This is a genomic window from Streptomyces nanhaiensis, from assembly GCF_046614825.1.
In the GTDB taxonomy this organism is placed as follows: Bacteria; Actinomycetota; Actinomycetes; order Streptomycetales; family Streptomycetaceae; genus Streptomyces; species Streptomyces radiopugnans.
Genome location: NZ_JBKJFM010000221.1, coordinates 1 through 7,120 on the forward strand (window position 1 = coordinate 1; position 7,120 = coordinate 7,120).

5 protein-coding genes and 1 pseudogene are annotated in these 7,120 nt (G+C 75.7%); 3 read left to right on the forward strand and 3 right to left on the reverse strand.

The window, feature by feature from the left end:
* The first annotated feature begins 500 nt into the window (after window positions 1-500).
* Window positions 501-1,499, forward strand: a complete 999-nt coding sequence (locus ACLIYP_RS28375) for a PP2C family protein-serine/threonine phosphatase (RefSeq protein ID WP_412715961.1) — start codon at window positions 501-503, stop codon at window positions 1,497-1,499.
* Between the two features lie 139 nt (window positions 1,500-1,638).
* A complete protein-coding gene (locus ACLIYP_RS28380; RefSeq protein ID WP_412715957.1) occupies window positions 1,639-1,971 on the forward strand; it encodes a hypothetical protein in 333 nt (110 codons plus the stop codon).
* A gap of 58 nt (window positions 1,972-2,029) precedes the next feature.
* Here ACLIYP_RS28380 and ACLIYP_RS28385 read toward each other — a convergent pair whose 3' ends face one another.
* Genes ACLIYP_RS28385 through ACLIYP_RS28395 form a run of 3 tightly spaced genes read right to left on the reverse strand, consistent with a single transcriptional unit; the run spans window position 2,030 to window position 6,292 of the window.
* The gene (locus ACLIYP_RS28385; RefSeq protein ID WP_412715958.1) at window positions 2,030-4,543 is read right to left on the reverse strand and encodes a glycoside hydrolase family 65 protein; all 2,514 of its coding nucleotides are present in this window, start codon (window positions 4,541-4,543) and stop codon (window positions 2,030-2,032) included.
* 17 nt (window positions 4,544-4,560) lie between these two features.
* The gene (locus tag ACLIYP_RS28390; protein ID WP_412715959.1) at window positions 4,561-5,415 is read right to left on the reverse strand and encodes an HAD family hydrolase; all 855 of its coding nucleotides are present in this window, start codon (window positions 5,413-5,415) and stop codon (window positions 4,561-4,563) included.
* Between the two features lie 40 nt (window positions 5,416-5,455).
* Entirely contained in the window at window positions 5,456-6,292 is an 837-nt protein-coding gene (locus tag ACLIYP_RS28395) for a universal stress protein (RefSeq protein WP_412715960.1), read from the reverse strand.
* A 245-nt stretch (window positions 6,293-6,537) separates the two neighbouring features.
* On the opposite strand from ACLIYP_RS28395, the pseudogene ACLIYP_RS28400 reads away from it, so the two are divergent.
* A pseudogene (locus ACLIYP_RS28400) lies at window positions 6,538-7,120 on the forward strand (apolipoprotein N-acyltransferase); the annotation flags it as partial.

Genomic DNA, 7,120 nt, shown 5'->3' on the forward strand with positions numbered 1-7,120 from the left:
GCGGGGCGGCGGCCGCGCCCGCGGGGCGTATCCGGCGTGTCCGGCGGCCGCGGCGTATCCGGCGTATCCGGTCCACCGCCCCGCCCCCGCCCGCGCCCGTACGCCCGGTCGTCCGCGGTGCGCTCCGTCCGGCTGCCGTCCCCACTGGTGCGATCCGGCGCATCGTTCGCCTCCTGTGCGTCCCGGCACGGGCGCCCCGGACGGGCGCGCCGTGCTCCTTCCCGGCAGCGTGGACGGCGGCGGGGTGTGCGGCACCTCCGGCGGCGCCCGGCTGCGCCGACCGGGCGAACGGATCGCGCGGACGCGGGAACGCAGTGCGTGGGGGGCGACGCGGGGGCGCGGGAGACGGCGCGACCGCGCGGGTCGCTTTTCCGCGCCGCCTCGGCCTGGGAAGCTGTTCGCAGGCAACCGCGGGGAACCCGCACCGAACCCCGGAGTCCACCTTGGCCGAGCGCGACGACGACAGCTACCGACTCCTGGCCGGGCTGCCCTTCGCGGCCATGACCGTCGTCGCCCTGGTGGACGTGACGGCCGGTCCGGAGGTGGGGTTCCTGCCCCTGCTGTCGCTCGGTCCCGCCTTCGCCAGTCTGGTCGGCGGCATGCGCCGCACCGCGCTGATCGGACTGCTGGCGCTGGTCCTGTGCTTCGGCCTGGCCTCCTACGACGGCCTGCTGGGAACCACACCCGGCTACACGGCGCTCCTGTCGGTGGCCGGGGTGTCGGCGGCCGGGCTGGCCGCGGCCGCCATCCGCCAGCGGCGCGAGGCCGAGCTGGCGAACATGCGGTCCATCGCCGAGGTGGCCCAGCGGGTGCTGCTGCGCCCGGTGCCCCGGGCCGCGGGGCACCTGCGGATCGCGGTCTCCTACACCTCCGCGGTGGCCGAGGCCCGGATCGGGGGCGATCTGTACGAGGTGGTCAACTCGCCCTCGGGGGTCCGGGTGATCGTGGGCGACGTCCAGGGCAAGGGCCTGGAGGCGGTGGAGACGGCCGCGGTGGTCCTGGCCGCGTTCCGGGAGGCGGCGTACGACGAGCCGGACCTGGCGGCGGTGAGCGCCCGGCTGGAGCGGTCGGTCAACCGGCACATGACACAGGAGCGGTTCGTAACGGCTGTGCTGGCCGAGACGCACGAGGACCGCTCGGTGACCCTGCTCAACCACGGCCATCCCTCGCCGCTGGTCGTCCGCGCGGACGGGACGGCCCATCTGGCGGAGCCGCCCGAGACCGCGCCGCCCCTGGGCATGGGCCTCGACCTCAAGCCCCCGGAGCCGTACGGGCTTTCACTCGCCCCCGGCGACCAGATGCTGCTGTACACCGACGGTGTGACCGAGGCGCGTGATCCGGACGACCGCTTCTACCCGCTGGTCCGGCGGGCCTTCCTGCTGCGCGAGACGAACCCGGACATCGGGTTGGAGTCGCTGTGCCGGGATCTGGTCACGCACGTCGGGGGGCCGCTGCAGGACGACGCGGCGATGCTGCTCCTGCGGTACCGCGAGGGGTGAGCCGGGCCGGCTCCGGCCGGTGATCGGATGCGGGATCGCCGGCCGGATCGCCGGGATTCGAAAGATTCACCCGCTCGGAGGGGGTACCCGGCAGAGGACCGACCCCCGCAGTCCGCACCGACCGAGCTGGACCGAGACCATGAACGAATCCCGCCGCCTCACCCTCCGAGAACTCCGCATCCTCCACGAGACAGAACGGGCGCTGCTGCGTGACGCCCGCCTGGCCGCCCTTTTCCGGGGGTTCGGCGAGGCGGGGACCGAAGCGGCGGAGCCGGCCGCGGGCGGGCCGGGGGCACCGCACCGCCTGTGGCTGCTCGCCGGTGTCTGCCTGTTCCTGGTCCCGGCGCTGATGGTCCTGCATCCGGTGGCCGGCCTGCTGGTGTTCCTCTCCGCCCTGGTCATGGGCGCGGCGGGCCGGGCCGGCCACCGCGCCGGCCGCCGGCCCGGACGGCCGGGGCCGGGCTCCGGCTGAGCGGTCCGGCCTCCTGCCGCCGGCCGGCCCTCACCGGCGGGACCTCACCGGTCGCCCCTCACCGGTCGGCCAGGTCCAGCCAGGCCGACTCGCCGGGCTCGACGGTGACGGTCCGGTCGGGCAGCACCAGGCGCACGGGGGCCTCGGCCGACCCGGGCAGGCTGACGCGCATCCCGTCCGAGCGCATCCGCACCCCCACTCCCCAGTGGTGCCGGTAGCGGATGGTGAAGCCGAACTCCGAGAGTTCCGGGAGCGGCGCGGGGTCCAGCCGCAGGGCGCCCCCGCGGGTCTCCAGACCGGTCAGTCCGCGCTGCACGAGGTCCAGCGTCCCGGCCATGGCGCCCAGGTGGATGCCCTCGGCCGTCGTACCGCCCTGGATGTCGGCGATGTCGCTGACCAGTGCCTCCTGCACGTAGCGCCAGGCCTCGGGGCGCCGCACCCGGGCCAGCACCCACCCGTGGACCAGGGAGCTGAGGGTGGAGCCGTGGCTGGTGCGGTGCAGGTAGTGGTCGACCGTGCGCCGCCACAGCTCGTCGTCGAGGGTGTGGCCGAGCCGCTCGAACAGGTCCGCCAGTTCGGCGGGCTGGAACAGGTAGCCGAGCATCAGAACGTCGGCCTGCTTGGAGGCCTGGTAGCGGTTGACGGTGTCGCCCTCGGCCTCCAGGATCCGGTCGAGCCGGCGGATGTCCCCGTACCTGCGCCGGTAGCCCTCCCAGTCCAGCTCGGCCAGCTCCCCGTAGCCGTCGAACTGACTGATGACGCCCGCGTGGAAGGGCACCCGCAACCGCCGGGAGATGTCGTCCCAGCGTCCCAGCGTCTCCCCGTCCAGGCCGAACTTCAGGCACAGCTCCTCGCACAGCGGTTCGGGGACGGTCCGGAGCGTCTCCAGGGCCCGGCCGAGCACCCAGGCCGCGGTGACGTTGGTGTAGGCGTTGTCGTCCAGGCCGGGCCGCTCCCTGTCCGGGTACGCCTCGTGGTACTCGTCGGGGCCGACCACGCCGAGGATCCGGTAGCGCCCCAGGTCCGCGTCGTACCGCGCGGCGCTCCCCCAGAACTGGGCGATCCGCAGCAGCGTCTCGGCTCCCCGGGTGTGCATGAAGTCGGTGTCGCCGCTGGCCTGCCAGTACTGCCAGATGTTGTAGGCGATCGCCGAGCCCACGTGGTGCTGCAGGCGGGAGTGGTCGGGCAGCCAGCGGCCCGAGCGGGGGTTCAGGTGCAGGGTCTGGGTCTCCTCGCGCCCGTCGCTGCCGCTCTGCCAGGGGAACATCGCGCCCTCGTAGCCGTTGTCCTCCGCGGCCCGGACGGCCTCGGGCAGCCGCCGGTGCCGGTAGGCCAGCAGGGCCCGGGAGACCTCCGGGAAGTGGACGTTGAGGTAGGGCAGCACGAACAGCTCGTCCCAGAAGACGTGCCCCCGGTACGCCTCCCCGTGCAGCCCGCGCGCCGGGACCCCCACGTCCAGGTCGGTGATGTGCGGGGAGAGCGTCTGCATGACGTGGAAGAGGTGGACCCGCAGGATGTGGCCCGCCTCGCCCGGCACCTCCAGTTCGGCGTGCCGCCACAGTTCGTCCCAGGCGGCGCGGTGCGTGTCGAGCAGGTCGGGGAAGCCGGGCGCGTGGTAGATGTCCTCCAGCGCGGCGTGCAGGGGCTCGCTGACCGCGATGTCGTGCGAGGTGTGCAGGGACACCGTCTTGACGACGGTGACGGGCCGCCCGGACCGGACGGCGACGGTCAGCCGCCGCGCGGGCCGCACTCCGCTCAGGTCGGTGCGCGCCGAGACGGCCTCGCCGCTCTCCAGGCGGGTGCGGGCGGCCAGGGCGACGCCGATCTCCGAGTTCGTGGTGCGGCAGCGCACCCAGACGGTGTCCGGCGCCGTCGATCCGGTGCTGTGGCCGGTCAGATGGCGGCCGTTCAGGGCGCGGTAGCGCTCCACGCCCTCGTTGGCGACGCCGCCGTCGAGAGCGGAGTCGACCTCGAGCGTGCCGGTCCAGTTCTCCGCCGTGAAGACGGTGCGCAGCGCGGCCAGGTGCGGCTGCCCCATGTGGACCAGCCGGTGCTGTTCGACGCGCAGCCGCCGGCCGGCGGCGTCCTCCAGGCGCAGGGTCCGGGTCAGGACGCCGTGCCTGATGTCCAGCCGCTGCCGGTAGGCCAGCAGTCCGCCGTCGTCGGGGGTCCACCAGGAAGGGGCGGATCCGCCTCCGGGGCCGCTCGCGGCACTGCCCGCGGGACCCCCGGGAGGGGCGCCGGGGCCGCCGTCGGAGGCGCCGTCGAGGACTCCGTCGAGGATCCGGAAGCGCAGGGGCAGCCAGTTGGGCATGTTGACCATGTCCTCGTTCTCGACGTCCCTGACCTCGCTGCCGTCACCGCCCTCGCTGCCGCCGCTTCCCTCCACGGTGGACACCAGCCGGTTGTAGCAACCGGCCACGTACGTGCCCGGGTAGTGGGGTCCTCCGGCGTCCGTCTCGGGAGCCGCGCCCCGGGTCGCGAAGTAGCCGTTGCCCAGGGTGCACAGGGCCTCGCGCAGCCGCTCCTCCACCGGCTCGTAGCCCTCGTAGGCCCATTCCCAGCGATCCACGGTCCCCTCCACCACTGTCAGCCCTCCTCGTCGTGCCGGCCGGCGCGGGGACCGGGCGGCAGCAGCTCGGCCAGGTCGGCCACGACCACGTCGGCCCCGTGGTCGCGCAGGTCCCGCGCGCCGGTGGGGCCGGCCGTCCGGTCCACCCCGACCACCAGCCCGAAGCCGCCCCGGCGGCCCGCCTCGACACCGGCGAGCGCGTCCTCGACCACGGCCGCCTCCCCCGGAGGCACTCCCAGGCGCCGGACGGCCTCCAGGAACACCGCGGGGTCCGGTTTGCCGGGCAGCTCCAGCCGGGCCGCCTCGTGGCCGTCCACCACGGCGTCGAACACCTCCGGCACCCCGGCGCTTGAGAGCAGTTCCCTGGCGTGCCGGGAGGCGGATATCACCGCCATGGGCACCCCTTCCCGGCGCAGGGCCCGCAGCAGCCGCAGCGTGCCGGGCCAGGCCTCGACGCCGCCCTGCCGCAGCGCGGCGGTGAACAGCCGCTCCTTGCGGGCGGCGACGGCCCGGACGGTGCCGTTGCCGGGCGGGTCGTCCGGCTCGCCGGGCGGCAGGTCGAGGCCCCTGGAGGCGAGGAAGGCGGCGGCGCCGTCCAGCCGGGATCTGCCGTCGACGTACCGCCGGTAGTCCTCCTGGACGTCGAACGGGCGGAACCGGTCCCGCGGTTCCTCGCCCGGCCGTCCGCCGCCGCGCTCGCGCCACTCGCGCAGGCAGTCGTCGAAGGCCTCCTTCCAGGCCGCGGCGTGGACCCGGGCGGAGTCGGTGATCACCCCGTCGGTGTCGAACACCACGGCCCTCAGTCCGTGCAGGCGGTGTGCCGGCGCGGCCTCCTCCTCCGGATCCCGGGCTGCGGCTGCGGCAGGCGGCATGATCACTCCGTCCAGTGGGGTCGTCGGGGGGCGGTCCGGGTCAGATGTGCTCCGGTACGAGGGCCACCGGGCAGTCGGCGTGGTGGATGACGGTGTGGTCGACCACCCCCAGCTGGAGGCCGAGGCGGCCCTGCCGGCGGTGGGCACCGATCACCAGCAGGTCCGCCCGGCGCGACTCCTCCAGCAGCACCGCGCGGGTGGAGCCCTCCACGGCGTGCAGGTGCAGGTCGATCCCGGAGTACTCCCGCGCCGCGGCCCGCAGGGCGCCGTCCAGGTGGTCCATCGCCTCCCGGCGGCGGGCGCCGGCCGGACTGCCCTGGACCAGCAGATGGTTCTCCGCCGTGTGGGCGGGCCGGCGCCAGGTCCGCACGGCGTGCAGCCGGCAGTGCCGGGCGGCGGCCTCGCGGAAGGCGAAGTGGGCGGCGGGCGAGCCGTCCACCCTGTCCCCGACGCCCAGGACGATCCGGTCGTGGCCGCCGGTGCGGGCGGTCTCCCCGCCGCGTACGACGACCACCGGGCAGTCGGCCCGGCCGGCCGCCTCCAGCCCCACCGAGCCCAGCAGCAGGCCCGCGATCCCGCCCCGGCCCCGTGATCCGACGACGAGGGCGAACGCGTTGCGGCCCGCGTGGACCAGCGCGGTTCCGGGCTCCTCGTCGAGGACGACGGTGGTCACCCGTACACCGGGGGCGCGCAGGCGGACGCGCTCCGCAGCGGCGGACATCAGCTCCTCCGGCTCCGGGTCGTCCTCCCCGCGGTCCTCGACGCCGTGGACCAGACACAGCGGTACCGAGTGCCGGACCGCCTCGTCCGCGGCCCAGTCCACCGCGAGCAGGCTGGGCCCGGATCCGTCGACGCCCACCAGCAGGGGGAGCTCCACCGCCGCCACCTCCTTGTCCCGGCCTCCCGCGGTCTTCCGGCCCCGGGCCGCCCGTTCCGGCCGGCGGGCCGCGGGTTCACCCGCCGGTTCCTGGGAACGGTGACCCGCATACGGACCGGTGAAACCCGCGGCGGGCGGTTCTCGGCCGCCGGTCCCGCGGCCCGTCCCACCGCACGGCCCTCAGTCCGGCCCTCCGGCGCGGCGGGGTCCGCACACCGGCCCGGCCGAGGCGAGGGAGGCGCGGCATGCGGGTGTCCGCAGGGTCCGGGTGGGGGCGCGGGGCGCTCGCGGTGGCGGCGGGCGCGCTGCCCGCCCTGTCCTTTCCCGCTCCGTCGCTGTGGTGGTGGGCCTACGCCGCGCTGGTCCCGTGGCTGCTGCTGCTGCGTACGGCGCGGAGCGGGGGGCGGGCCGCCGTGGAGGGATGGCTGGGCGGCACCGGTTTCCTGCTGGCCACCCATCACTGGCTGGCGCCGAGCCTGCACGTCTTCGTCGTGGTGGTGGCGGCCCTGATGGGGCTGCTGTGGGCTCCGTGGGGGTGGCTGGTGCGACGGCTGCTGGGGGGCGCGCCGGCACCGGGCCGGGCGGTGGCGGCGGTGGTGCTGGTGCCCTCGGCGTGGCTGGCGATCGAGCTGGTGCGCTCCTGGGAGTACCTGGGCGGGCCGTGGGCTCTGCTGGGGGCGAGCCAGTGGCAGGTGCCGCCCGCGCTCCGGCTGGCCTCGCTGGGCGGGGTGTGGCTGGTCACCCTGTGGGTGGTGGCGGCGAACACCGCGCCGGCGGTCCTGGTCGCGGTGCCCGGCGCGCGGCGGGCCGCCGCGGCCGCGGCGGCGG